Source organism: Pseudomonadota bacterium (assembly GCA_030859565.1).
Classification (GTDB): Bacteria; Pseudomonadota; Gammaproteobacteria; order JACCXJ01; family JACCXJ01; genus USCg-Taylor.
Map to the genome: position 1 here is coordinate 1 of JALZJW010000051.1, position 24,528 is coordinate 24,528.

21 protein-coding genes, 2 pseudogenes and 1 CRISPR repeat array are annotated in these 24,528 nt (G+C 60.3%); of the genes and pseudogenes, 1 reads left to right on the forward strand and 22 read right to left on the reverse strand.

Annotation, left to right across the window (positions count from 1 at the left end):
* Positions 1 to 304 precede the first annotated feature (304 nt).
* The 7 genes from M3436_09350 to M3436_09380 all read right to left on the reverse strand — a co-directional run bounded on the left by M3436_09350 (position 305) and on the right by M3436_09380 (position 9,502).
* Positions 305 to 3,376, reverse strand: a complete 3,072-nt coding sequence (locus tag M3436_09350; GenBank protein MDQ3564328.1) for a transglycosylase domain-containing protein — start codon at positions 3,374 to 3,376, stop codon at positions 305 to 307.
* 22 nt (positions 3,377 to 3,398) lie between these two features.
* Complete coding sequence (locus M3436_09355; GenBank protein ID MDQ3564329.1) at positions 3,399 to 4,877, reverse strand: transglycosylase SLT domain-containing protein; 1,479 nt, start codon at positions 4,875 to 4,877, stop codon at positions 3,399 to 3,401.
* Positions 4,878 to 4,986: 109 nt separating this feature from the next.
* On the reverse strand, positions 4,987 to 5,652 hold the full coding sequence (locus M3436_09360; GenBank protein MDQ3564330.1) for an N-formylglutamate amidohydrolase: 666 nt from the start codon (positions 5,650 to 5,652) through the stop codon (positions 4,987 to 4,989).
* A 37-nt stretch (positions 5,653 to 5,689) separates the two neighbouring features.
* Positions 5,690 to 6,931 (reverse strand): glutamate-cysteine ligase family protein, encoded by a 1,242-nt coding sequence (locus M3436_09365; protein MDQ3564331.1) that lies wholly within the window; start codon positions 6,929 to 6,931, stop codon positions 5,690 to 5,692.
* The gene (locus tag M3436_09370; GenBank protein MDQ3564332.1) at positions 6,928 to 8,400 is read right to left on the reverse strand and encodes a RimK family protein; all 1,473 of its coding nucleotides are present in this window, start codon (positions 8,398 to 8,400) and stop codon (positions 6,928 to 6,930) included. Before M3436_09370 ends, M3436_09365 begins: the two co-directional genes overlap by 4 nt.
* Positions 8,401 to 8,412: 12 nt before the next feature.
* Positions 8,413 to 9,138 (reverse strand): C39 family peptidase, encoded by a 726-nt coding sequence (locus M3436_09375; GenBank protein MDQ3564333.1) that lies wholly within the window; start codon positions 9,136 to 9,138, stop codon positions 8,413 to 8,415.
* A 67-nt stretch (positions 9,139 to 9,205) separates the two neighbouring features.
* The gene (locus tag M3436_09380) at positions 9,206 to 9,502 is read right to left on the reverse strand and encodes a hypothetical protein (GenBank protein MDQ3564334.1); all 297 of its coding nucleotides are present in this window, start codon (positions 9,500 to 9,502) and stop codon (positions 9,206 to 9,208) included.
* Positions 9,503 to 9,584: 82 nt separating this feature from the next.
* On the opposite strand from M3436_09380, the gene M3436_09385 reads away from it, so the two are divergent.
* Entirely contained in the window at positions 9,585 to 10,289 is a 705-nt protein-coding gene (locus tag M3436_09385) for a rhomboid family intramembrane serine protease (protein ID MDQ3564335.1), read from the forward strand.
* A 293-nt stretch (positions 10,290 to 10,582) separates the two neighbouring features.
* Here M3436_09385 and M3436_09390 read toward each other — a convergent pair whose 3' ends face one another.
* The 15 genes and pseudogenes from M3436_09390 to ispF form a co-directional block, all read right to left on the reverse strand.
* Positions 10,583 to 11,434, reverse strand: coding sequence for a tetratricopeptide repeat protein (locus tag M3436_09390; GenBank protein ID MDQ3564336.1), 852 nt, complete (start codon positions 11,432 to 11,434; stop codon positions 10,583 to 10,585).
* 4 nt (positions 11,435 to 11,438) lie between these two features.
* Positions 11,439 to 12,467, reverse strand: coding sequence for an SIR2 family protein (locus tag M3436_09395; protein MDQ3564337.1), 1,029 nt, complete (start codon positions 12,465 to 12,467; stop codon positions 11,439 to 11,441).
* A 64-nt stretch (positions 12,468 to 12,531) separates the two neighbouring features.
* Complete coding sequence (locus M3436_09400; GenBank protein ID MDQ3564338.1) at positions 12,532 to 12,696, reverse strand: hypothetical protein; 165 nt, start codon at positions 12,694 to 12,696, stop codon at positions 12,532 to 12,534.
* 28 nt (positions 12,697 to 12,724) lie between these two features.
* A CRISPR array of direct repeats spans positions 12,725 to 13,365; the repeat unit is 28 nt; unit sequence GGTTCATCCCCGCGCGTGCGGGGAACAG.
* A gap of 129 nt (positions 13,366 to 13,494) precedes the next feature.
* Positions 13,495 to 13,791, reverse strand: a complete 297-nt coding sequence (gene cas2e / locus M3436_09405) for a type I-E CRISPR-associated endoribonuclease Cas2e (protein ID MDQ3564339.1) — start codon at positions 13,789 to 13,791, stop codon at positions 13,495 to 13,497.
* Positions 13,772 to 14,692, reverse strand: a pseudogene (gene cas1e, locus M3436_09410) (type I-E CRISPR-associated endonuclease Cas1e). The gene cas2e and the pseudogene cas1e overlap by 20 nt, the downstream one beginning before the upstream one ends.
* 46 nt (positions 14,693 to 14,738) lie before the next feature.
* Positions 14,739 to 15,197, reverse strand: a complete 459-nt coding sequence (locus tag M3436_09415; protein MDQ3564340.1) for a DUF3368 domain-containing protein — start codon at positions 15,195 to 15,197, stop codon at positions 14,739 to 14,741.
* Complete coding sequence (locus M3436_09420) at positions 15,169 to 15,510, reverse strand: UPF0175 family protein (GenBank protein ID MDQ3564341.1); 342 nt, start codon at positions 15,508 to 15,510, stop codon at positions 15,169 to 15,171. The genes M3436_09415 and M3436_09420 overlap by 29 nt, the downstream gene beginning before the upstream one ends.
* 52 nt (positions 15,511 to 15,562) lie before the next feature.
* Entirely contained in the window at positions 15,563 to 16,246 is a 684-nt protein-coding gene (gene cas6e / locus M3436_09425) for a type I-E CRISPR-associated protein Cas6/Cse3/CasE (GenBank protein MDQ3564342.1), read from the reverse strand.
* Between the two features lie 2 nt (positions 16,247 to 16,248).
* The gene (gene cas5e, locus M3436_09430; protein MDQ3564343.1) at positions 16,249 to 17,007 is read right to left on the reverse strand and encodes a type I-E CRISPR-associated protein Cas5/CasD; all 759 of its coding nucleotides are present in this window, start codon (positions 17,005 to 17,007) and stop codon (positions 16,249 to 16,251) included.
* Between the two features lie 5 nt (positions 17,008 to 17,012).
* Complete coding sequence (cas7e, locus tag M3436_09435; GenBank protein MDQ3564344.1) at positions 17,013 to 18,077, reverse strand: type I-E CRISPR-associated protein Cas7/Cse4/CasC; 1,065 nt, start codon at positions 18,075 to 18,077, stop codon at positions 17,013 to 17,015.
* Between the two features lie 34 nt (positions 18,078 to 18,111).
* Positions 18,112 to 18,621, reverse strand: a complete 510-nt coding sequence (casB, locus tag M3436_09440) for a type I-E CRISPR-associated protein Cse2/CasB (GenBank protein MDQ3564345.1) — start codon at positions 18,619 to 18,621, stop codon at positions 18,112 to 18,114.
* Positions 18,622 to 18,630: 9 nt separating this feature from the next.
* Positions 18,631 to 20,231 (reverse strand): annotated as a pseudogene (gene casA, locus M3436_09445) (type I-E CRISPR-associated protein Cse1/CasA).
* Positions 20,232 to 20,251: 20 nt separating this feature from the next.
* Positions 20,252 to 23,038 (reverse strand): CRISPR-associated helicase Cas3', encoded by a 2,787-nt coding sequence (gene cas3, locus M3436_09450; GenBank protein MDQ3564346.1) that lies wholly within the window; start codon positions 23,036 to 23,038, stop codon positions 20,252 to 20,254.
* 552 nt (positions 23,039 to 23,590) lie between these two features.
* Positions 23,591 to 23,866: a type II toxin-antitoxin system ParD family antitoxin gene (locus tag M3436_09455; GenBank protein MDQ3564347.1), complete on the reverse strand. Its 276-nt coding sequence runs from the start codon at positions 23,864 to 23,866 to the stop codon at positions 23,591 to 23,593.
* Between the two features lie 224 nt (positions 23,867 to 24,090).
* Positions 24,091 to 24,528 (reverse strand): 2-C-methyl-D-erythritol 2,4-cyclodiphosphate synthase (gene ispF / locus M3436_09460; GenBank protein ID MDQ3564348.1); only part of this gene is annotated, 438 nt, incomplete at its 5' end.

Genomic DNA, 24,528 nt, shown 5'->3' on the forward strand with positions numbered 1-24,528 from the left:
CCGTTACACTGTGTTTCCATAAAGCCGTCCTCGTCATTGTGCATAACATGCTGATCGAACACATATTATGCCACGAGATACGGCCTTTTTCTTGGCTATCGGTGAGAAATCCGGGCTAGCCTCCTGTCGCATGAAATGGTGTGCCCGATGGGTCGCGCGATCCGACCAACCGTCGACAACTCCTGCAGTATTTCGCGGGTCATGCCACGAAGCCGCAAAAAACCGCGCATGTAGCGCGGCGTTAAAGTACGCGAAATCGCTCGCTGGACGATTCGACACGGGCGCCAATCGCGCGGAGCGCAGTTTAACCTTTGTGCGCCTCCTTGATCATCGCCTGCACCGATGGGCGATCTTTAGTGGCGAGTAATCCCCGAACTGCCGCAGGCTCTCCGCGCGCGATGACAGGCTCTAGGATTGGTGCAAGGGATTTCAAAACCTGCACCGGTAGCGCGCTCGTAAAGCGATAACGCGCCGCTTCCGGGCCCGGCACAAACGCGGTGATGGCGCCGAAGAACCGTTCGCCAAGCATAAAGGCGAAGGTCGCCGTGCGGTTTAGAACGCGCGACTCGATCAGGCGTCCGCCCGCGCCATAAACGTCTCGGCGATGATCGCCGGTGCCCGTCTTGCCGGCGACAATCAATGGCATGCCGTGAGGATCTTTAATTGCCCCTTTAAGCCTCTGCGCCGTGCCGTTCTCAACCACATCGATGAGCGCGGCGCGCGCCGCGGCCGCGACCTCGGGCGCAAGCACCGCTCGTCCATGCGCGAGCGGCCGCTCGATAACTGTCTCATAAGGCGTGCCCGCCGCGAAGTGCAGGGATTCGAACCTAACCGTCGGATAGCGCATGCCCCCATTAAGCAGGATCCCAACGAGCTCCGCCAGCGCCCCGGGACGATCCGCCGAGGCGCCGATAGCGCATGCATAAGAAGGCGTGAGGGTCTGAAACGGATATCCGAGGCGTTGCCACGCGCTGTGAATGTCTCTGAAAGCTTCTATTTCGAGCAGGCCTTGAATGCGTTTGTTCTGGGCATGCTGACGGCGGGTCTTAAACAGCCATTGGTACACCTCCTGGCGTTGTTGCGTGCTCGCCGCAACGACATCCGCGAAGGGGGCGGCGGGATGCGCTACGAGGTAAGCCACAAGCCAGAGCTCCAGCGGATGGATATGGGCTATATAACCGCGGTCGTGCAGATTGAAGCGTTCGGGAGAATACTTATCATAGAGGTCTTTGACCTTGGGCTCCGAAAGGTGAGCAGCATCGACGCGGCGGCGCAGGTATACGCTAAACGCGCGCAAGGTGCGGTCGGGAAAAACCGAGCGGTAGACGGTGGCCAGACGCACCGCGGTAGGGTAGACGCTCTCGGTGAGCAAGTTCATCACTTGCCCCGGTTTTTTGCCGCGGTACTTCGCATAGAAGCGGCGCAGAAAAACTTGGCCCTCCTGATCGGCGAAACGCTCAAGATACTTGCGGCGCCACTCACTGTCGGCGGATTCGGTCTTACGTCCCACGCCCTCGGGTTTGTACAGATGGTAACGCACGATATCGCGCATTATGCGGATAAAAACAAGGTTTACGGAATCGCGCAATCCCTCACGTACGGACAGGACCTTGCCGTTATCCGCGCCGTCGAAATTGACGAAACTATGCAGCCCTCCGCCGGTGAAAAATCGTTCCCCGGGGTTAGCCGAATACCGCCGTTCCAAAGCAGCGTCCAGTAGCGCGGAGAGCGTCAGATGCGGGTTTGATCGCAACTGGTCGACCACCCACTGCGATAGGCGGTCGCGCGCATGAACGTCGGGCTTATTAAGTTCCTTGCCCTTGCCGCCCGCGAAGCGCCGATGCACCTCGGCTACGAGCTCGAGATAATGCACCAGAGTACGCAGCTTGGCGGTCGATCCGAGATCCAGTCGCACTCCCTCGTTGATGTCGAGCGGGTTTGCGTAACTATCGGTCTGCACCCGAAGCAGATTACCCTTCGGGCTGCGCTCGAATAGGGTCATGCTATACACGACACGGCTTAAATCGTTGCCTTCGCCAAACAAGCGAAACCCAACGAGCCCCGCTGCGTGGGCGTGTTCCATAGCAGAAAGGTTTCGCAAAGCATGCGTCACGGCCTGCTGCGCCGATTTATCGATGGTGCTTTTCGCGCCCAGATCCAGCCGATCCAGATCGTACAAGCGCGAGACACCCAATGCCTGGGCTAAACGAGAGCGCAGCACGGTCTCGGTTTTATGATCGGTAAATTTTCGTTGCGATTTCTCCACCGGTCCGTGGCGCGGCACGCTGGGTCTGCTGAGCGCGGCGTCACGCAAAGCGGCTGGGATGATCCCATCAGTCGCGAGGAGCCGCAGGTAGCTGTCAACTAACCGTTGCAACGCCTTATGACCGCGCCCGAGGAAGTACGCTGGACGCCGCTGGGCCAATAGCAGCGACAGTGTGTCGCGGTAAGCGGCTGCCCGCTCCGCGAGCCCAGCGCCGCCGATACCTTCCTCGCGCAACAGACCATTCACCGCCGAAAAATCTTGGCCATACCAAACCCACAGGCCATCGCCGAGGCCGTGAACTTCGCCGTAACCGCGGGCGGCCGCGAGTGGAATGGTATTCACATAGGCAAGCGCGATCCCGCGCCGGGACTCGAAGGTGTCGGGACTCTGGAGGTAAGCGCGCAACGAGGCGCTCGCCATCTGCCGTAGCTTGTCCCCGACAGAAGCTGTCTGGCCACCCGGCGAATGACGGTATTTCTCCAGTTGTGTGGCCAGCGTGCTGCCCCCGGCGACATGGATATTGGCGCCCAGTTTTTGCGCCAATCCTTCGAGCACCGCCCGTCCGAAGCGGTCCCAATCTATGGCCGGATTCTTATGGCGATTTTTCTCATCCAGCAGTTCCCGGTTTTCGATGTAAAGCAAGGTGTGCAGAACGAGCGCTGGAATCGACGCGAAGTCCGAGTAGACACGCGCCGGGTAGATCGCTTTGAAAAGCAGGCGATCGTCGCGATCGAAGATCCGGAGCCCCCCCTGGGTTTTCTCGCGGTACGCGGTAAACAATCCGGCGTCGAACACCCGCTCCAGCATGGGTGAGAAGCGCGCCTGCTTTTTGATCTCGTAACCGAACTGCCGCAGACGCTTAACAAAAGCCGGGAGGTCGACATAACCGAGCCGCAAATCATAGGGTCCGCTCTCGGGAAAGCGAATTTGCGCGCTCGATCCCGGTTCCAGGGAATAGGTCAGTTGCATGCCTAAGGAAGAAAGATAGCGGGATTGCAGCGCCGACGAATCCATTTCCTCGACAAGGAAATGCGCCCCAACGGTTACCAGCCCGGCCACCGCGCTCCAGGACAAGATCCTCACCAATATTTTACGTGCCTTAAGTGTCATTGCGCGGTTTGATTCCGTTTTCTCAGCGCAGCGTCGGGATACGCAATCGCTGTCCGGGCCGGATGATGCCCCGGCGCCCGATATCGTTCAAAGCCATAAGATCCTTCAACGGTACGTCGTATCGGCTTGCGATCAAAATGGGCCACTCGCCTTTGCGCACGACATGGGTACGTTCCTTAGACCGCTTCCGCCGCGGCATTGTTTCGGTGGGGCGCGGCGAAAACGTTATCGGGTTGTAGACCAAGCCCGCGCGCAGGAATTCACCGCTCGGGCGGATGAACTCCCGGCCCGCCGGTGATACAGATTCTGCGTAAGTCCGCGTACTCGCTACCCGAGTCCCGCTCGGCAACCAGATCTCAGAACCGGCCGGTAGGGAAACGAGTCCGCGCGCCGCCCGCCGTGTCCAGGCCGGGTTAAGGTCAACGAGAAGCTCGCGGTGGACGCCGACACTCGTTGCTAGTCGCGTGAGGGGCAGCGTTTGTTTCAACCGGATGCGTTGGTGGTCTAGGGGACGCTGGTAGCGCACCCCTTCGGGGAAATAGCGCCGTTCCGCATCGAGGATGGAACGGACAGCCAGAAATTCCGCGTAAAAGTTACGTGAGGAAAATCCGAAGGTCTTGCCGCGGTAGCTCCGGACGATGCGGCCGAAGTCACGCCCGAACTGCTGTTGAGCGCGCACCATCCCGCCCACGCCGTGGTTATAAGAAGTGATGGCGAGGGCCCAGTCCCCGAGATTATCGTAGGCGTTCCGCAAATAGCGCGCGGCGCCGTGCGCGGCCAGGATCGGGTCGAAGCGTTCATCGACCGCGTTGTTGATGCGGAGGAACCGCTGGCCGGTCGCCGGCATGAACTGCCACATTCCGGCGGCGCCCGCCGAGGAGCGTGCGTGGTTAACAAACGACGATTCGATGTGGGGTAGGAGCGCGAGATCCTCGGGCAAAGCCGCGTCGCGGAATATATCGCGCATGAGCCGGTCATAGCGGCCGCTGATCTCCAGACCTTCCAGGAACCGCTCGCGCATACCGCGCTGAGTCCGTACCCGGGAATCCGCGCCTGCCAGGACATGCGTGCCGGCGCCGCCAGCGATCACACCGAGCAGACGCTGCTGTTCTCTGTTCAAGCCCATCCTAAACTTGACCCGGCGCGCCAGCTCCCGCAATCCGCGCTCCAAGGATAGTCTCCGGGCACGCACGTAGGCTTGTTGGCGTGGGGTCTGCGCGTCCGCCACCGGCCCCGGAAGTTCAACGATGTCGTAGACGATGCCCAGGTGTTCGGTATCATGCAAAACGACCTGGTCGCGTCGCCAGACGGCGAACACCCGCCGCCAAAAATCCACCGCATCGCGCAATTCCGGCGGCTGGGGGAACGGGTCGCGGATGCTCCTAACGGAAGCGGTGTCAGCCCGCGGGGTGGCCGTGGAAGCCGCCGGAACCAAGCTTCCCAAGGCTAGAAACAGTCCGCCGAGTAATGCCTGGAATGAAATCGCTGCAGTCTTGATCATGATTAGTTTAGTCTCCCGATGCCCATCGAGAGCAAAAGCCGTGCACACTGCGGAAACCCCCGGATCGAGCGGCGCTGATCGCGAGGTCGCAGTTGCTATTAAACAGCGATTAAGCAGACGATGGAAGCATGCTGCAAAGCGTTTCCTTGAGTGTCGTGCGCAGCAACTGTCGTAGCCGCTTCCAGCCGCTACGGACATGCGTTTGGTTGACTTCTATTTCGATCCCGAGATAAGCGGTGGCAGGGAACCGGTGGCGGAGATATGCCGTAAAGCCGTCCGCCGTACCGCGATAAGGGTAATTTAGCCGTAGCGTAAGCTCAGGCGCCGCTCTGCAAAAGGCCCGGCGCCACGCGCCGCAGAGCGTGCGTTCCAACGCCCGCCGGGGATCGTAAAGAAGCCCGATATCGGCATGCCGTACCTGGCCATCTAAAACCGGCGTGAAGCTATGGACGGAAAGGTGCAAAACGGTGCGGCCTCGGCGGCCGCGGCGCGCGATCCAATTTTCCACCGCGTTCCGGTACGGCAGGTAATAATTCGCGGCGAGCCTCCGCCGGTCGTTTTCGGTACAAGCCCGCGTGATCGCGGAGTACAAGTTCACGTGATGTAAGGAGCGATTCAGATCGATTACGAGCCTACTTACGTTCCCGGCGAACAGCGGTGCTTCCAACGCCGTCGCAAGCTCGCGCGCGAGCCGTAGCGCGCCGAGATCGGATCCGCGATGCGTTTTCAGCACTGTTTCCTGACCACGAAATAACGCACGGTAGCGGGACGGCACGCGGCGGCTCGCGTGCTCGCAGGTGACAATAACGCAATCAATCGAGGCCAAGGAACTGGCGTCCCTCGGCCAGGCAGCGGCAAAGCTCGGCGTAAACTGCGATGAGGCGCGAGCGTTTCGGCTCCTTACCCGCGGCGCGCAGCAGGCGCCGCGCGAGCGGTCCCGAGCGCAGGATCATCCGCAGGGGTGTGCCCCAGATCTCGCCCGCGGGCGCCGCCTCGATCAGATGATGCCAGAGATCCCGCGCCTCGCAACGCCGTTCCGGAAACTTCACCACCCGCAGGAAACGCGTATTGTCGATGACCGCCTGTTCGCCGCTGCGCGCGGTTTCCAGCAGGATAGCCTCAAGCTCCTCGGTCGTAAGCGCTTGTTGTGCCTTGAGATCGCCCCAGTCTTCGGCGGCGAGGCGCTGCAACGCGCTCACGATCGCGGCCAGGACCGCCAAGTCCGCCAGCGAACATTCCTGAATATCGAGGACTCGGATTTCAATCGCCGAACGGTCGAAGCGCGCGATGGCGCCGCGCGAGTTGAGCCACTCTTGCCGCAGAATGCTTTCCGGATCGAAGGGCGCGATATCGCGGTACATCGGGCCGAGGATCCCGGCCTCGTAATCTCCGCGGCTCGACACGGTTTCGGGGATCACGCGCCCGGTAATCGATGGGATCTTGCGCGCGTTTAACCGATAGGCCTCGAGCCGGTAGTCGAGCATGCCGGTGAATTGTCTTTCGACGATGGGCGAGCTTGCGGCGAGGGCAGGCAACACCGGGAGCAGCACGCGAATGGCGGCATGCAAGCGGGCGAACTCAGCATCGCCCGCGAACGGCAGGTTAAGGTGCACGCTTTGCAGATTTGACCACCCATGTCCCTGGCAGCCGAAGATCCGATCGTAGGCTTCGTAGACGGGGTTATACTCGTGCGGCCAAAGCCGGGTGTCGCTAAGCGGATCCATCCAAGGATGCATCGCCCCGGGCATCAGACACGCGCCAAGCGGTGCGAGTAACTCGTTGATGCGCGTGATGTCGCGTTGGAACAGCGCCGGCAAGGGCTCGAGCGCGCCGGCCGGTCCATTGGTCTTGATCTCGATAACATGCAGGACCATCTCATTGGACCAGGCAAGCTCTCCTTGCTCGACCTCGGATCGATAATCGCCGGCCACGGCATGGATAAGCTTATCGGCGATCGCTAACACATCCAAGCTCGCAGAATCGACGATCATGTACTCGAGCTCGATCCCGTAGCCGGCGAACAAAGACAGCGGGCTTGCGCTCGCCGCGATCATCGTTCGTGCTTGGCTTGCTTATGTTCCACGATCCGCCGTAAGAAGATGCCCATGATCTCGCGATAAAGGCCGTCGCGCAGCACGGCGTCCTCGTAGCCGGCGTCGATATTCGGGTTGTCGTTGACCTCGATCACGCAGCAGCGCCGCCCAATTTGCTTGATATCGACACCGTAGAGCCCGTCCCCAATGAGATCCGCGGCCTTCAACGCGGCGCGGATCACCTCCTCGGGGGTTTCACCCACACTCAGCGTCTGTACGCTCCCTTCGCCGCCGATCTGCCCGGAATCATCGCGCTTGACGATCTGCCAGTGGCGGCGGACCATGAAGTATTTGCAGACGTAGAGCGCGCGGCGATCGCAGATCCCCACGCGCCAATCGAACTCCGTGGGCAGGAATTCCTGCGCCACGACCAGCTCGGACTTTTCCAAAAGCTGGATCACCGTGGGCTCGAGATCCTGTAGATTCTCAATCTTCACGACCCCGTGCGAGAACGAGCTGTCGGGCTGTTTCACGACGCACGGCAGGCCGAGCGTGGTGGCGATTTGATCGATGTTGTCGCGGTGAACGACGAGCGTCTTGGGCGTGGGGACGCCGTGACGCAAGAGCAGTTCGGCCAGGTAGACTTTGTTGGTGCATTTGAGGATGGAGTCCGGATCATCGATGACGATCAAGCCCTCGGCGGCCGCGCGCCGGGCGAAGCGATAGGTATAGTGATTGACCGCCGTGGTGTCGCGGATCAACAAGGCGTCGAATTCCGCGAGCCGTCCTATATCGTCCTTGGTAATGATTTCGACATCGAGCCCCACGGCTTCCGCGGCCTTCTCGAAGCGCTGCAGGGCCTTGGCATCGGAGGCGCCTCGGGGCTCGCTAGGGGTATGGAGGATCGCCAAGGCGTAGCGCGGCACCGTGCGCTTACGCACGCGACGTTTCTGTCCGGAGAAATAGTTGGTGGCCGCGGCGACCACGATGTCATGATCCTCGGGGGGAATTTCGCTGGCAGCGATCGGACGCACGTTTTTGAGCCGCCATTCGTGGTCGCGGACGAACTGGGCGCGCAGGGCCGGCGCCTCGAACAGGTTGAAAAGCTGGCGGCTCAGGGTTTCATAGCGCCCCTGAGGATTCTGTCCGAAATAGATGCTGAGCGTGAACTCCTCGCTGCTGAGGGGCGTAAGCGCGCGCTGGATCGTATCGTCCAGGTCCTCGGCCAACAAGCGGATGATATTCTGCGACTTAAGATCCTCGATGGTGTTGACGTTCGGGAGCGGTTTGTGGCCGCGGGCCGCGGCCAGCAGCGAGACGTAGTAGCCGACGCTCTGGTAACGGTAGGATTTGCAAAGGTTGAAGACCTTAGCGCTGCGGTCCACGCTGTAATTAGAGTCGCTCAGGTAGGCACGCGCCGGAACGACCTCCACCCCCGGAATGTGCAAGGGCCAATCCCGAGGATTATTGACGACGATAAGAATAGACATCGAAGGCTGGCGTCACTGCGCTTGGGAGCGCGGCCGGATGATGAGCACATTGGCGTCGTAGGTGAGGATCCCCAGAAGCACGGAGCAGATCACGCGGTCCACGTCGATCGCATAGAGATGGGTGTCGGAGAAAGGGTTCGGCAGCAAGGGATCGGAGACCAGCACCGTGCGCGCGGCCGGATTGTATCCGGACAGTATCACGAAATGGCCGGAGGGCTCGCCGCGGATATCGTCGGGCGTGTCTTGGGGCCCGTACTCGCGCATGCTGCGATAGAGATAGGTCGCGCTCAAGGCGGTGAGGATCGGTATGGAGCGGCCAAGATACTCGCGGATCAAGCGCCGCGTCAGGTCGGTAAAGCGCAACTGCCCCCCGAGGACAAGGAATTCCAAGTAGCCACGGCAAGCGGTTTGTAGTTTCTCGTGGGTTTTATACCGCATCTGTTGCCGCAGACGTTCGCTAAGATCGGCGCCGGGTGGTTTAAACCAGGTGGGATCGAAGACTTGCAGGTTATAGGTGTAGATGGTTGCGGCATAGCCCCGGCGCAAGGCATCGCAGGCGAGGAAGACAGCCAGCGTACCGCCGGTGTCGAGGCACTGGGTACGTTCGATCACGGCGTGCAGACTGTCTTTGCCGCCGTAGAATTGATACACGGCATGCAGGCAGGTCGGACCGCAGGTGGCCTCGTCGGGTTGCGGCTGCATGATGATGGGCAGCCGCGTTTCTGTCGGGAGGGTCATCCAAGGCTAGAGGTAAATCCGATGATAACGCGAGATGCCCGAGCGCAGTAGATTTATTCACAAGCTCTCACGGGCGCGTGAACCGGAAAGCAATGCTCGTTTCCAATACGCATAGGGTAGCGAGATCCACCCCCGCCTTTTCGTCGGCCAAATGCGGATGTCCTCCGCCGCTGATCTCCTGCATCGCTATAAGCGCCCTGTCCGCGCTGTCATACACGACCGCCGGCCGATACTTCCGCGACCAGACCAACCGATTTCGGTATTGATCGAGCGCGACGAACATGCGATCGCCGTGATCCTCGGTGAGAACGGCGATGGCATAAGACGCGAGAAGCGGACTATCGATCTTCTTTTCGCTTGTCATTTTGAGCTGTACGGGCTCGCCGGTAGGGTGTCATCGTATATTATACGGTTTGAGGATTGCTAAACACCCAGTTTGAACGCTCATGATTCCACTACGCGATGATATCCCGGCCGCTCTCACCCCGCTGGTGACGGTGGCTCTCATCGGCGCCTGCACGTTGATCTTCCTGTGGCAGACCACCTTGGGTTCCGAAGCTTATGGCGAGGCCGTTTATGGCTTAGGGTTCATCCCCGCTTTATTCTTCACGGACATTGAATTAGCGCCGGAGCTGGTGATGGCGCCGGCGTGGTTCACGGTCTTTTCGTCCATGTTCCTGCATGGCGGTTTCATGCACCTCATCGGCAACATGCTGTACCTGTGGATCTTCGGCAACAATGTCGAAGACTCCATGGGGCATCGGCGCTTCGTGGTGTTCTATCTTGCGTGCGGTGTGATCGCGGCGCTTGGCCAGTCCTTGCTCAACCCAGAAAGCAAGATCCCCATGATCGGTGCCAGCGGCGCCATCTCGGGCGTGCTCGGCGCTTATCTGCTGCTCTTCCCGCGTGCCCAAGTCTTGGTTCTAATACCTTTCGGCTTTCTCTCGCAGCTCATGCGCCTGCCCGCGTTGTGGGTTCTGGGCCTATGGTTTGCCATGCAGCTGCTCAATTCGGCACTCACCAGCGCGGACCAAGGGGGCGTAGCGTTTGTTGCTCATGCGAGCGGCTTTGTCGCAGGTATGGCGCTGATCCCGTTCTTTAAGTATTCCCACGTGCGGCTGTATCAGCCGACAGGCAATCGCAGATACTGAGAGCGGTTTACCTGCAGCCAACGGCGTCGACCGTTTCAATAGTCTTCACGACTCACCGTAGAAGACGACACATGCCGTAGTAATCATCGTTTTAGTGTATGCAAAGTAGGAGACCTTACCCCATGCTTTTGAAGGGGAATCGGCCCGCCAAAACCGTTTCGTCTCTTTACGGTAGAGCTCTGGAGCTGGAGCGTGGCGGGCGCCGCGCCCATGCTCGGTGCGTAATCGTCAATTCACGCCGAGATCGATTCGCGGATCAAGCTCCACGCTTGTTTCAGATACACCAAAGTCGACTAGTTCCGAAACACCTTGTCGATACTCGACCAGACGTTCTCACCTGGCCCCGTGACATTGGGCTCCGACGCGCCCGCCGGCCTGCCAAGCGGAGACTGCTGCGGCTGCGACGGTGGTTGCGCCTGGAGCCATTGCGGCGCTTGTGTGTGAAGCAAACTCTGCGGGTTTTGCATCGGATTCATGAGCTGCGCATGAAGTGCCTGGGCTGCTTGCGGGTTGATTTGCGCGAGCGTTTGCAGCGCCCAGTTCATCTCCTGCAGCCGATTCTGATTGCGATAAAGCATGCAGAGCAACGACCAAGCCTGCGGCAGCGCGGGATTGAGCGAAGTCGCTTCCTTCAAGTGCTGTTCGGCGAGGTCCGGCCGGCCCTCGTTCAGATAGATCATGCCCGCGTTGACACGCAACCTCACGTCCTTCGGAGTGAGCGCGATCGCCGCATCGGTTTCGCGCTGAGCGCCGGCGAAGTCGCCCAGAGCGAAATAGACTTGACCCAACCAACCGCGTGCCTCTGCCGAGCGCGACTGTAGCCGTACTGCTTCCTCGAGGTGTGGCAGCGCGAGCACCGGCTGTTGGCGCGCCCAGTAAAAGTTTGCGGCTTGCAAGCGAAAGCTCAAGTTGCGAGGGTCGAGGTAAATGGCTTGATTGAACTCGGCCGCCGCCTCGTCTAAGCGTCCGAGACCGGCAAGTCCGGACGCAAGCGTGAAATGCAGGGCGGCGTTCGACGGAAGCAGAGAAACGGCGGTTCGACACGCCTCGATCGCCTCGTTGACCAGACCGAGTTGCTGCAAGATCGAGGCCCGCATCCAATGCAGCTCGGCATCGCGCGGCTCATCCTTGAGCAACTCCTCCACGAGTTTACTGCGCCTCTTCGTAGCGCGCGGCCGCACCATATAACTGCGCCAGATTGCGCTTCAAGACGCGATCGGTACGGGCGATTTTTTGCCACGCCTCGCACTGCTCGATCGCTTCGTTGAACTGATGTTTCAAGCGGTAGTGGGAAGCAAGCCGGGCGCGCGGCGGCGCATAGTTCGGGTCGCGCTCAACCGCCTCGCGCCATTTGCCCACTGCTTGCTCGCGCAGAGTGTCGATGCCGGCATTCTCGAATTGCAAGTGAAGCGCATCGCCCCAGACGGTGAGGCAAGCGCGTCGCTGGGATGCTTCCCGGCATACTTGGCGGCGAATCGCACCGCGGTCGCGTCGTCGCGCTGTCCCAACGCAAGCTGAGCATTCAATAGATCCAGCTTGGACGTGTCGGACGCCTGTGCCAACGGCGAGGCGAGCGCATCGCGCAACCGGCTTCGATGCTCGACGACGTGGCTCGCTCTCTAATTCGGGCGAGGGGTTATCCACCAACTTCAAGAGCTGTTTCTCGACCGCCGTGTAAGGCGCCACGACACTGTCCGGAAGCGACAACTTAAGTTCGGCATGCAACTGCGCCATGAGGGAATCGAAGCTGCGGCACTCGAACAGCCGAAAGCGCTTAGGCAAAGCGGCCGCCAAACTCGCGACGCGCTCAGCCGGTTTTTCACCGGGGCGCAATCCCCACCAAATGTGGCGCGGAAATGCTTCGGGCTCCTGCAGCAGCGCGTCGATGACCGTCATGACGGACCGGTCATTGCCTTTGTAGCCGATGACGACGAGCCCGCACAGTCGGGCGAATTGGCGAAACTTTGCCGCCATGTTCGGATCGAGCTGATCGAGTTCTTGCTCGGTATTCTTGAGCCGATCGAACAGGTAATCGCCGTGCAGCTTGACGATTTTGGCGCGCTCGGACATGACGCTGATCGTCGCGACTTCCGAGTCGGCGGCGCAGACGACGGGGTTGTAACCGAGGAAAGTGGTCAGTGCCTCATTGACCAAGTCGTCGAAATTCGTCGTGAACACCACATTGAACCGGCGGTTCTGAATTAGATTGGGTGCGGCTCTTTTAGAACGACGTTCATTGAAGTCAAGCAGCCTCCTTCAGAGGATAGCGAGAGGTATGATTACGCTTGAGCTCTTGGGCCTTGTGGAACACCCAGGACGCCTCGAAGTCGCCACTTGAGCGCAGGTAGCGTAATTTCAGGATAGCCTCGGCGCTTTCCAATCCCCAGCGCGCGCCGGTGATGTCCATCCGATCCTTGATGAGGTGACGGCACGCGCCTTCGATCCCCGCGCGTGCGGGGAACAGAACGCCTGTATCCTGTATGTGCTCGAAACTCACGGTTCATCCCCGCGCGTGCGGGGAACAGCGAGTCTCGATCATCGAGGACGAGCTCCCGACCGGTTCATCCCCGCGCGTGCGGGGAACAGGGCGACGGCCCCGGTGGGTGGCGGCATTGTGGGGGTTCATCCCCGCGCGTGCGGGGAACAGAGGTCTCCGCACACCCCACCCCAGGTTTAAGCCGGTTCATCCCCGCGCGTGCGGGGAACAGGTTCGATGACGGGCTTATCTTCCTCGGCCGCAAGGTTCATCCCCGCGCGTGCGGGGAACAGTTGATGTAGCGGTCCGTGAACCGGGCCCACTCTGCGGTTCATCCCCGCGCGTGCGGGGAACAGTCGATGGCCGGCAGGAGAAACCGATCGACAATCGGTTCATCCCCGCGCGTGCGGGGAACAGCAGGCCAGCCGCGAAGGCGTCATCAAGGTACACGGTTCATCCCCGCGCGTGCGGGGAACAGGAAGTCGAAGCCGGCGGTCCGGCCCATCATGCCGGTTCATCCCCGCGCGTGCGGGGAACAGGTCCGTTCATGTCATGCTCCTTGTGTTGGTCCCGGTTCATCCCCGCGCGTGCGGGGAACAGACTTCCTCCATCTCCCTGATTATTAAACAATAATCAAGGTCATCCTAATCTACCAGCCGATATCGCAGTCGCAAAGGCGCCGAAGGGCAGACCAAAGCTGCCCCGGCGGGCCGATTGTAATCCATATTTTTAAAGATCGGGGCCCGCCGTTTCCGGAAGGAACGACACGAGCTTCGCCCCGTCAAGCTCTACGGGGATGCGCCTGTTCTGTCCAAGCGTTACAAAATCAAAACCGGCCTCATTATTGGCGCGCCAGGCCATGACGGCGTTGCCGTCCTCGATGCCCTCCTCGACTTGGCTCCAGATATAGTTGCGCACTTTCGCGGAATAATCTCCGACGTAGACACCTGCTCGAATCTCCAGCAACCAAATCGCAAGGCGTCCGCGCAGCCGAGGCGGTGCATTCTCAAGAACGATGACCAGCATCGCCCAAGCCTTGCGGGTTCGGAATCGCGGGTAGCACGGCGTCTTCCGGCGGCGCGGGCGGCTCGATTCCGCCTGCGGCGAGCATTTCCTCAATCCCGGGGACGATCCGCTCCAACAGCTTCGTTTCGCGAAATATATTTCGGCACGCCAACCGCACCTCCTACTCCACCTTCACCAGGTTGCACGCGGCGATCTTAAACGCGATCGGAACGACGGTATCGAATTTGTAGATATCCGCTACGTCATAGACAAATGAGAGCGGTTTCCCCGTATGAATAAATCCGACCGCCGGCGCATAGCCCGCCGCCAGCACGGCCGCCTCCGTCACGCCGTAGAGACACGCCGTCGCGGCAGACAAGCAACGATTGGGAACATCGCTCGCGTCCCATGTCTCAGGATCGTAGTCCCGCGCTTTCCACTCCACCCCGTACTTCTTCGCCATGCGCTTGTACATCTCCCGCACGCGCGCGCCTTCGATCCCGCGCAATTGATCGACGCTGCGGCGAGCCGGTGGCTCTTCGCCGAACCGCAGTGCATACATCCTGCGCACGACCTTGAGGCGCAGATCCGGATCGAGCGCGAGCTTTGCCTGATAAAGGAGCCGATCCGCGCGGGCGCCGCCCGGTTGCCCCGCGGAGTACAGGCGTACTCCCGCTTCTCCAATCCAAACGAGCAGAGTGCCCACGCGCCCCGCCAGTGCGCACGCGGCGTGCGATACGCGGGTGCCGGGCTCCAACATCAAGCAGGCCACGCCACCCACAGGGATGTGCGTGCGAACCCCATTCTTGTCGACAACGACAAATGCGCCATCGAGCACATCGAGATTTCCTTTCTCGACATACAGAATGGAAAGCCGCTCTTTGATCGGAATCGGCTTCAGCGGCGGGAGGAACTCGGCCACATCGCTACCTCATTCGCCCAAGGAGGCAAGCGCCTTGGTAACGAGATCACTCGGCATGAAGTAACCCGTCGTTTTCAGGCGTTCGATGAGCGGACGAAGCGTCGTTATGAAACCCTCCTCGCGCGCGCGAACCAATAGTCCCCAGGGTGCCGATGACTGGCCGCCCCGACTCCACGGCGACTCTTCGAGCGCGGCGGTCGTCGATGAGCAGGGTGGCGCTCAGTTCGAACCCGAGGGCGAGGACGCTGCGTTCACCAACATCAATGCCCGCCCGTAACAGTATTGTCGGAAGAGTCTCCGGATCAGGGACCACGCGAAAGAGCTTGGTGTCAGCCGCAGCCGACAATCGGGCCGTCTCATCCTCACGGGGCTTGCGCGTGACCTCCGTCCAAACCGATGACGTAACGAGGACGGAATCGAAATAGCGGGCGGGCAGCCCCAACAGATCGAGCCGCGCAAGTGCTATGAGCGGACTGCTATCGGCGACCAGTAAGGCCGCGGACATACTTCATTTCTTCCGCAAGCTCTTCCTCGGAGTAGCGAACCACGGGGATCTGGCGCCTGCCAAGCTCGTCGATCATCTCGCTGATGGACAGGCCTGCGATGCGCGATGCCATCCCGATACTGATTTGCTCCCTGTCGAACAGAGAAACCGCGATCTCTAAGCAAACCCTCTTAGGGTCTAGACTTGCACCCATGGGCACGGCCATGAAAACGGGTTCGCCGTCTTGAGTCACAACGGCGATTTCTCCACCCTGCGCCTCTGACAGCAGTCGGTCAGGATGCTCAAGAAATTGCTTTACCGATATCGATCCCATGATGGTTCCACCTTCCGCCATACGTTCACAACCGATCGTAGCACGCGACGAACTAGATACGCCGTACTAACATCAATCCGCAGCCGAAGGCTTTGGCGGGGCCGACGCCGTCACGCAACGCAACGCCAAATGCAGTTGGGCCGACTACGGTTAGCTTGCCGCTCAAGTCGACAGAGCTAAAGCGCAGCCTGCCATTCCCTTCTTTATGCTGCTGATAACCATCCACGGCAAGACTCGCCTCATCCAATTGGAAACCGAGTCGCGATGCACGTGCGCGCAGCCACGCGCCGCAGGTCCTATGGACGAGCGTGTAGAGCGCTGGCCGGTCATCATCCTCCCATTCTTTCCAACGTGAGAGACCGCGTTCTTGAAGAAGCCGCTTCTTTTCCTGCATCACGACATCATGGCGTGCATGCTTGCCCTCCCCGCTGTGCGCGACCACCGGGTTAGCACGCAGATCGAAGCCGAGTCTGGCGCCCGCCTCTAGCTTGGGCGCGTAGTCATGGGTCTGAACATTCCATGCGTTACTCAGCAGTTTGGGTGGTCGCTTCGATACTACATAAAACTTTGGCATACCTTCGATGTCCCATCGTCGAAAAAGGAAATCCCGGCGCGTGCCCTCTGGCGCGGGGAAAAACTGCCACAGCCACTGGTGCTCCGCGTATGGCCCACGCGCCCACTCGTGGGCCGCATCCCGCTCTCGGCCTTCTTTCGGTTTGATTAAGCTGAAATACACGCTCAGTCTCCCGTTTGTATCAGTGCGACATGCTCGATCCGGTCACCAAACTGCCAGCCTCGCCGCCTGATTAGCCGGTCTTTACGAGGCATACTGAGATCAGGGGAAACACCGGCTTCAATGCCGTCGCCCCACATCAATCGGGTCACCTGACTAACCGGCTCTAGCGGCAGGCGGCCTTTTCGATCCTTTTGCTCCTCGCGTCGTACCTTAATTCGGGCGATGTAGTCGTCGAACGCAGCTCGCACCGAATCGGCAGTGATGATCTTAGGATAAAGTGGCACGGCAGGTGGGCACGACTTGCGGCCAAGATATAGCACGAACTGCGGTTTGTGCAGCTTGTCCGCCAGCGTTTTGAGCGAGTGTGGCGGATCACGGCGTGGTTGAATCGCAACCAAGCAAGCGGCACCCTGTCGGTAGTCACGGGTCGACAGGATAGTATTGAGAGCATCCTTGGGCACGCTCAGTTCGTCGCGCCGCGTGGCATGCGGGTGGCCTTTTAGCGCTGCTCGCCCTGGTACCTGCGCGGTGTGATAGTCACGCAGCAGCTTGCCGCTGGATTGGACACCTACCGCGAAACCGTAGCCCTGCAGCAGCGCCGTGTGAGCAGCTTCGTCCTCGCGTCGCATTCCGAGTCCCGCACCGAGCAACCCGATCAAGGCCGACTCGCCGGGATGCTCGTAGCTGCCGCGATACTCGCCCACCGCCGTATCTCCCCACGACGACAGCGGTGCTTGAAGTTGAAAGACCAGGAACTCCATGTCGCTCACTCCTGTACGAAGGTGACCAATTCAGCCAGCGAGCCTTCTCCTGTTTCCACGTTGATTTCGTATCGCGCGTCCGCGCAAGCGCCGTAAACCTTATCGAAATTGTCGCGACGTTTCGCGATGGCCTTGACTGCCTTGTCGAGCATGTCTTCGTCGTCGAACGGCTTCACGGGCTTGAGAAACGCCTGCGCGAGCGAGCGCGGCTGTTGGTCACCCTTTTCTGCCAATACATAGCTCGCGTAGGCGCGCGAGGCGTGACTGTTCTGCAACCCAGTCGGCGACACCTTGGTTATTGCGTGGATCAGCGCCTCCAGCGCCTTTCCCGTCAGCGCTTCATCGCCGCCGAGATTGTCCTTCAGCAGGTCCCGATTGATGCAGACATAGAGATAGAACAATCCCGCTCCGTAGCCGCGTTCGCCGATGTGGCCGGCGCCCTTGTCTTCGACTCCCTTGTTCAGGTCGTCCACGGCGCTGAAATAATCATCCTCCACGGCGGTCTTATGAACCGTGATCGCGTGTGCCACCTGCACCGCAGCCTCCATATTGAACGCGGGGGAATCCGCAAGCATGCGGCCGAACATCGCGATGTCGACGGCAGTTTTCGGTTTGCTCAGGAGCTTCAGTTCGTCTTCGGTCGGCGCACTATTCCGCTCCGCGCAGGCTTTCACTAGCTCATCAATCGCCGCCTTTTCCTCGGGACTGAAGTGGGCAAGTTGCTCTATCTGCAAGTCTTCATCCTTCTCCGCCTTCTTGTCGGACTTCAACTTGCCAAATTGCTGTGCGATGGACTTGGCCCAGTCACGCGCTGCCTTCTCGGCCACTTTGGCATTCTTGAGCGCCTTGAACACTTCCATACCCATCATCTTGGTACGCGTCCCAAGATGACCGCCCAGCGATACCTCAAAGACGTCAGACGTTCTCCATGCCCTCTTCTGACTTTGGGACGAAATGCGCAAGCGGGTGGCGTCGCCGACCAGCGCGGTCTTCGGTCTGCCGGTGTCATCACGGTTCAGGTTGGACGGTGGGTAGTTGGTCAACAGGTGCAGTTGGACAAAGCGAGACATGATTTTGGCTCCCTCAGAATAGTTGAGTGGCGATTCAGTTCTTGGACTTCTCGGGCCATTCATAGCTGTAGGCCCAGCGCTTCTTCACGTCGTCGCCCCAATGCACAAGATCATTCGCTAGACCGAGCACGTTGACGCCGTGATTCATCAGCGGCAACACACGGCGCAGACCGATGAACAAGGCATCCAGATCCGGCGACTCCAGCAAGCGCCTGAACCGCAACTCGCTGACGCAAGGCCGATCCCCAGCCCCCTCGCACTGGCTCATGCTCTTCACAAGTGCCCGTTCGTCGTTCTGTTTCACATGCGAGAGCAAGCCGATGGCGGCGGCGAGGCGGTCGTTGTGATAGGACCGGGTCTCATCGGCCCAACCGGCGCCGCGCAGGCGCCGGTAGAGCCGTTGATAGGGGGGTGTCAGTGAAACGGCCGTGATAGTGGACGCGCGCCGCAGAATGGCGCGGCTGGCGCGGTCATCCTCAAGCCCCTTCCACCAATTGAACAGAACCTTACCGACGGCTGTTTCCTGATTGAAATGGATAGACATGCTCTCTCCTTACGCCGCGCGTTGCGCGGCTTTGCTGTCGCGTTTGAATTTGGGCGGGTCAAGCGGCGGCAAACTGAGCGCCTGACGCATCTTCGGCCCACGTAGATTCCTGTGAAGTTGCTGGAAAGCCTTCGCCGCGCGATGGGGGTTCTGGCGCTCGATCGCGCCAGCGCCGACGAATTCGTTGTCGAACAAATCGGTTGCGGTCTTGATCAGCAACCAATGCCAAGCCTCGCGAACAGGGAGGGCGTCATAGTCACGACCATCCCGAGCGGATTCGATCAGGCCCTTGAGTTGACGATAGAAATCGGGTTCGGTGTGGCTCCAGAAGCTTGCATCGATGGCGCTGAAATCGCCGCGCGCATCGCCACTGAACCATGCGTTCTTTACCGCCTCGCGTAGGCAGAACGCAGCCATCTCTGCCCCGCCGAGCCAGACACCAACCTCCGATTCAACACGGCGCTGCGCTTCGCGCTCGCAATCGGCCAAACCGTAGAGCGGTAGGTGAGACTCGTACCAGCAACGAGCTTTGTCTTTCTTCATGTTGTATCCGAAAGCCCACAAGTGCAACTGCCCGCCTAGCTGCGGGCGACGGAATTCGAGAAAATGTTCAACGACGCGAGCGGGACGCTGTTTCTTTTTGTCAGAACTCAAGCCCAGTACCCAAGCGAGCCAGTGGCGATAACCAATCCCTCCAGGCTGGGGACGTAGCGGCAACCATCCATCCTTCGCTTCGCGATATGGCGATAGTGGATGCTCCCAAAGGACGCTTGGGTAATTCAACCCTTTGTTTTCTCGTTGTACCGCCGTATAAGCACTTTCGACGATCTGTCACAGATGCCGCAACTGCCCGCCAAGACCGAATCAAAATCCAACCGGATGCGTCGCGGCGTGGCCCAATAAGCGTGAGCGGGATGTACCTGGATCGGTGCGGTTTCTCCGCCCTCCTTCTGAATCGTGCCAATGTCCGTAAGCCACGAAAAGGTGAAGTAACCGGCCGTCTTGGTCGCATCCCCTCCTCGCGCTTGGAACGTCGAGCGCTCCTGCACATTGAGCCAGATGTCGTGCCACAGGCTGCGCGGCGGCTGGTTGACGATGAGTGTGGACAGCGGGCCGCCACCGCGAAGCCCGGTCAAGTATCCTCTCCCCCCTTCTGGCGCGTTGATCTGTAATGTCATCAGCGCAGTCGCCGCGCAACAGGGACACATTGCCCCGACCTGACCCCGCTTGACGAAGTGGTCGATATTCTTCTCTAGCGTACTGTCACCCGGAGACTCAATCAACAAAGCACCGATCTCGTTTACCGTACCCTCGTCCGCTTTTAGGCTGCGATCCTGCATGAACCGAGCGCCTTCGCCATCGAACTCGAATGCCGCCGCGGCCGGTGCAAACCAGCTCTCCAACGTCGCGGCATCCGGTGGATTCGCGAACAACTGCCTCCACGCCTTCGGGCTATCCATTAGCGTGGTCGTTTGCAGCAGACCGATGGCGAACTGCGCCAGCGCACCATTGAAGTCCGGCCGGTCGGCATCGAAGGCGACGATATCCGGATCGGAAATCTGGTGCGGCACAATCCACTCGCGGCTGCCGTCGCACCGGCGCACCGGCATCCACGGCTCGTTCAGAAGATTCATTCTCCCTCCTCGTCTTGCGTGGTGTTCTCATCAACCTGGCGTAGACCCGTGAGCGGGTCATACACCCATTTCAAGAGTCGCTCCATCTTGTGACTCGTCGGCGCGCTCCACGCGTCGCCAGCCCATCCCCGCGGCGTCTCATCCATTGGCAGCAAGACTGACCACCGCCCTTTATTCGGCAACGTTTGCAGCAGTTGCTCAACTGCGGTCTTGCGCGCCGGGCCAGAGGGATCCGCCGCGCGGGCAATCAGGCGCTCGGCAACACGGACGCTGCTGTACGCCCAGCCATGAGGTCCCTCTGCCCACGGCCGCAGGTGATCGCCCTCCCAGCACGCCAGCAGCACGTTCATGCTCGCCTCGCCGAGGCGGGATGGCGTCTTGGCTTCGCTCCACCAGTCGATGCCACCGCGCACGTAGCCTGTTTCCAGCTTCACGGTGTTTTGCTGAGCGACGCTGGCATCGGCGTAACCCCGTCCTTCCGCTGCGTTGGCATTCGACTGAAGTCCCTCGGGGATTGCTGTGTCGTCCCCAAATACGTTTTCGATAAGCTGGCGTGCATCATCCGGCATGGCGATGCGGTCACCTTTCAAGAGCTTGGCTGTCAGCCAGAGCTGCCCATGATGCGGGTAGACGCCGGAAGCCTTTGGAAAGGCCGCCTTGAACCAGCGGGCCGGCGGATCGTCCACCCACGCCGGACCAAACACCCATAGGCAGGGTGTGCCACGCCGGTCACGTGCCGCCGGATCGCGCAGGCGCCGCCCGCGCTCGTCGCGCGGATGGCGTTGCAGCCGGCCAGCACGCTGAATCAGGCGGTCGATAGGGGCGAGGTCGCTAACGACAAAGTCCCAATCGGCGTCGAGGCTCTGTTCGGCTACTTGCGTCGCGATAACCAGCTGCCCACTACGGAGCGCCGGCTTGCTGTCCGAACCGAACTTTTCGAGTACCTTGCTTTCAATGTTCAGACGGTCCCGCAAAGCGAATCGTGCGTGGAACAGTGTCAGCTTGTCGGCCGGCAGACGATCTTTGAATCTCGCGTGTGCAGCCAACACATCCGCGACCGTGTTTCGCATCCAGCATACGCACTTTCCATCCGCGAGCGCCGCGTCAATGGCAGCGACGACTTCCTCTTCACTGCAGACGTAATGCACAGCGAGCGTGCGCCGGACATCGTCCCGGGTTGGCAAGTCCTTCTCCACGAGTGCATCCGGGTTGGCGCAGTGCCACTGGGTGACCAAAGGGTAAGTCTGCGCAGCGGTTTCGGGTGCCGGCAACCGGCAACCACGCGCGAACGCGTTCAACAGCGCTTGTCTCATGCGCTTCGGAAGGGTGGCGGACAACAGAATTGCGCTACCGCCGGCGCGCGCGTGGAATTCGAGCAGGGTCTCCAGCACGCCCTGCATGTAGGCATCACAGGCGTGAACCTCGTCAACGACCAGTACCTTGCGGAATAAACCAAGCAGACGCAACGACTGGTGTCTGCTGTGCAGTACGGCTAAAAGCGCCTGGTCCAGCGTACCGACGCCGGTCGGTGCAAGCAGCGCGCGCTTGTTGTGGTCGGCAAGCCACGCCGTGCAACGTGCGGTGGCCGTTTCATCAACCTGTTGTGCATCATCGTCGCCAGGGCCGGGCGGGATGACGGATGCCGCGAACGCTTCGACAAGATTGCGTTGGCCGTGCGCGAGCGCAAGGCTTGCACGCTCCGAGAACAGTTTTGCATAAACCTTCCCGATGCGGCCGTACATCGCGTTGGCGGTTGCCATTGTCGGCAAACCGATGAAGAAACCATCCGCACAACCCGCTGCAATCAATCGGTGCGCGAGCGTTACTGCCGCTTCAGTCTTTCCGGCGCCGGTCACGTCCTCCAGCAGATAGATCTGCGGCCCGTGCGGCAAGTCGGCCGTCGCGACCCAGCTTTGCAGCGGAGAGGGGGCCGCGATGTCCGGAAAAAGCTCGGCAAAGCTCAGCGTGCGTTCGCTGCGAACCGGTGATACGCCGGCGGCATCCAGAGCCGTTACAGCTTGCCTTGTCGCGTGTTCCCAGTAATCCGCCAGCGGCCGCGGGCGATCGGGGGCCGCACAATAGCGGAAGAAATCCGTGTTCGATCCGAGCCAGTCGGCGAGCACCGCCAGCCCGGCGATCCACCATGAAAGTTCCATGCTCGACCGATGGAAGGTCTCGGCATCCTGAGCGGCCGGAATCGCAGCAACAGCGTCACCTACCAGCAGCGAACGCACTTCGGCAACGAACTCTAGAATGGCGGCGCGGTCCTGCCTGCGGTCGAAGTGCTGCTCCCAGAACTCGCCGGATACCTTTGGCGGCTGGCCGTGATGGCCAGTGACCGCACGCATCCAGAAGTCGAGTCCGTCGAGCGCGGACTCCGTTTCCGGACCGAACCACTGCTCTTCTACGGCTTGCCGGCCGAGAACACCTTGCCAGAACAACATTCCGAGGCTGTCGTGGCGCAGCCGATAGCCCTTGCCGGAATCGGGTGTCCGTCCGCGTAGTTCCTGGAAAAGATCGGGCCTTTGGCTTTGAAACGCTTCGGAGAATTTCCCGAGGTCGTGCAGCGCGAGCCAGAGTGCAATCCAGCCTTCAAGCGCCCTTTCATTCTCGATTCGCAGTCCGCGCATCAGCAGAGCGCGGACGGACGGAGTGCGACGGAGATATTCAATACCCACCGCCGCCACATCCAGACTGTGATATGCGAGCGGATGCCAAGTCGTGGCTTCTGATGCATCGGGTTGAGCCTTCCCCCAGTAATGCCAATAGGATTTCTGTTCCATTAAGGAGAAGTTTAGCGAATCTCAGTCTCAAACAGTGAGACTCGGATCCCCCATCCTGTAGTTCTCGAGGGCCGCCGTCAGCTCGGGCCACCCAACAGGGGTTCTACGGGCGGAGAGGATCTGATGGATCTGGTAGACGCGGTCGAACTTGTCCATTTAGTCTCAAACCTATCCACAAGTGATTTTTTGTGCTCGCCCTTGGCCAGTGCTTAGCTTGGCAACCGCTCAGCCATTTTACGTGGACGCGTAATGTCTTGCTACGCAGGAGGTTGTTAAAGCACGCGCGAGTCTGCGTACCGGGCCGACGTTAGCGTAACCTGAGCAGCCGAGCCGGGGACTTTATATCGGCCGGCTTTGAATCGAGATCCGGCGATCGGTTGCGTCCCCGTTGATTATTCTTCGAGCAGCGCGCGGCCTGGGTTGAGCGCAGCGAAATCTGGGGAGAATGAGCTTTGATTCCCGGGTTACGTCGCTGCGCGACTAACCAGGCTACGACTTCTGCGTCTCGGCAAGATCGTCTCTGGCACGCGGGCGCTGCGTAATGACCGGCATTTACGCACCGGCGTTTTTGCTTAACCGCATTGCTCGCCGCTTTCGGCCTTCGCGCTTTATTTCCTCGGGGTCCCAGGGCGTGGAATCGCCGCTCTCCAAGCCCTCCTGAATGTCCCCCCGCAACTGTTCAAGCTTAGCGGCGTGGATGCGGTCCTGCTCTTCCATAAGGCGCAGCGCCTCACGGACCACCTCGCTGGCCGAGGTGTACAGGCCGGAGGATACCTTCTGACGGACCATTTCCTCCAACTGGGGCGTGAGATTGACGTTCATTGTCATAGCAACCCCTGATGTCTGTTAGGGGGCCTTATCTTAAGCTTATGGCATTATAGTCAATAATTGCCAAAGATTGATAATCCTGTCTGTCCGGTAACCGGTCCTTTACCAGACGATTTCGAACGAAAAAATACAAGCGCTCGCGTGTCCAGTAATTTAGTCCGAGAATGACGGCATGAAAATTGGCTATGTTCGCGTTTCCACACCGGCGGTTGCGTCCCCGTCGATTAGTCTTCGAGCAGTGCGACGGCATGGGCGGCGATGCCTTCCTCGCGCCCGGCGAAGCCCATGCCCTCGGTCGTCGTTCCCTTTACGTTGACCCTTTCTATCGCGACCTTGAGATCGGCGGCAAGGTTTTCCCGCATGGCGGGAAAGTACGGTGCGAGCTTCGGGCGTTGCGCCACGATCGTGGCATCGACGTTGGCAATGCGGAATGCTTTCCGCTCGAGCATCGCCACCACCTCGCGCAGCAGCACCCGGCTGTCCACCCCTTTCCATTCTGGCTGGGTGTCCGGGAAAAACTTACCGATATCGCCGAGGGCCGCCGCTCCCAATAGCGCGTCGCAAATAGCGTGAATCAGCGCGTCTCCGTCGGAGTGGGCGAGCAGGCCGCGGTCGTGCGGAATGCTCACCCCGCCCAGGATGAGCGCGCGCCCGCTGACGAG